The organism is Arthrobacter sp. 2YAF22_2 (assembly GCF_052114645.1).
GTDB lineage: Bacteria > Actinomycetota > Actinomycetes > Actinomycetales > Micrococcaceae > Arthrobacter.
Genome location: NZ_JBFRFD010000623.1, coordinates 1 through 1,832, shown reverse-complemented (window position 1 = coordinate 1,832; position 1,832 = coordinate 1). Strand labels below are relative to the sequence as shown.

The 1,832-nt window shown below is 69.0% G+C and carries 2 protein-coding genes; both read right to left on the bottom strand.

All coding sequences use genetic code 11. From position 1 onward, the window contains the following. Nucleotides 1–174 precede the first annotated feature (174 nt). Nucleotides 175–576 (bottom strand): ribosome silencing factor, encoded by a 402-nt coding sequence (gene rsfS / locus AB4Y86_RS17975; RefSeq protein ID WP_441403513.1) that lies wholly within the window; start codon nt 574–576, stop codon nt 175–177. Nucleotides 577–721: 145 nt separating this feature from the next. Continuing rightward, on the bottom strand, nt 722–1,832 hold a 1,111-nt coding region (locus AB4Y86_RS17970; protein ID WP_441403512.1), incomplete at its 5' end, for a hypothetical protein.

The window sequence follows — 1,832 nt, the reverse complement described above, 5'->3', positions numbered from 1 at the left end:
CTCGAACCCCTGACCCCCTGCATGCCATGCAGGTGCGCTACCAGCTGCGCCACAGCCCCGAATTTTGGCTGCTCCGACTTGTTCTGCTCGAAGCAACTCAAATATCTTAGAACAGCCCCTGCGAAAATTCCAAATCGGGCATATTCAGGCTTTTGGGCGGGACGGGCGGCCGGTCTACTCGGTTTCGGTGGCGGCAGTAGCCTTGGCGGACGCGTCGTCGCCCAGCTGAAGGTCAACCACCGGGCAGTCCTTCCAGAGGCGCTCCAAGGCGTAGAAGACGCGGTCTTCTTCGTGCTGGACGTGGATGATGACGTCGGCATAATCCAGCAGCACCCAGCGTCCGCCGGAGCGGCCCTCGCGGCGGACCGGCTTGAGGTCGAACTTGGAGAGCTCATCCTCGATGCCGTCGACGATGGCGTTGACCTGGCGCTCGGACGGGGCCGAGGCGATCAGGAACACGTCGGCCAGGGCGAGCCGCTCGCTGACGTCGAGGGCGACAATGTCTTCGGCCAATTTTTCCGCGGCAGCACGGGCTGCGTGGCGGGCTGTGGCGATGGATGAATCGGTTGCAGTCACGGGACTCCTTGTTGAAGATGAGAACTTGTTGAAGAAAAAACTGTTGAAGATGAGAACTCTTGGATGTTGACGGCGCGGGCTGGGCCGGCGTCGGTGGCCGCGGGCCGGCACGCGGGCCGGCTGGCCATGCGCTGCAGGGTGGCGGCTAGTGGGCCATGCCGGTGATGATCAAGATGACGCCGACAATGAGCGCCACCACCCCGAGCGCCAGGACACCGAGCTGCAGGGCGCGGAGACGCCGAGCCCTGCCCAGGCCGGCCGTGGCGGCATCCAGCGGATCCAGCCCGTAGGCGGCGTTGGCGGCGACGGGCGGCCGTGCGGCGTAATCCTCCTCCGACACCGGTGTTTCGGGATGCACGGGGGTAGCTGTTACGGCCGGTCTCCGGCCGGCAGCCTGCGCGGCAGCTTCCGCCCTTGCCAGGACACCGGAGCGGCCCTTGACCGCACCCGCGTCGCGCTGCCGCGGCGAACCGGGACGGCGTGGGGTCCGTCCTGGCCGGACCGTGGGGCCCGGGTTGGTGACCAGCGGGACGTATGACGTGGCAGGGCGCTTCATGACCGGCCGCTCCACGCCAGGGATTTCGACGAATTCCAACGGCGTGACCATCGCAAGATTGCTGGCCGTCGACGGATCGTTCCGCGGCTGTTCGCCGCGTTCGGCAGGCTGGCTGTTCTGCTCCGCCAGCTTCTGCTTCGCAGCCGCCCGCCGGTTCAGCACGGCGGCGCGCTCGGCCAGGGCAATCTGCTCGGCGAGTACTTCAGGGTTCACCGCGTCGGGATCGGTGGCGGCGATGTGCTCCATCTTCGCCGCTTGGTTGCGGGCCTGCTCGGCGAGGAGCTCACGCGCGGCCAGGGCCTGTTCGACGCTCATACCGTCGGCCATCTTCCCGCCGGAGCCCGGCGCTCCGGCAGCCCGGCCCGGTGCGGGAGGAGCCTCCGGAGCGCTGGGCGGCGGCGCCGTGGAGACCGGCGCCGCGGAGACCGGCGCCGTGGAGACCGGCGGGGCCACGGGGTGCGAACGGGTGCGCGGCGAGGGCATCGGAACGATCGGATTCGCGGAGGTGGCGGGGGCCGTTTCCTCGGCCAGTTGCTGGAGACGGAGTTGGCGGCGCGTGAGCGGCCCCCCGGCGGACAGCTGGCCTTCCTTCTCGGCGAGCTCCTTGATGGTGCGCAGGGTCGCCCGGTCGCGGGCGCGGATCTGCGAGGACCGCTGGTTCGAGGTGGTCTGGACGGCGTCCACCGGACGTCCACCGGAC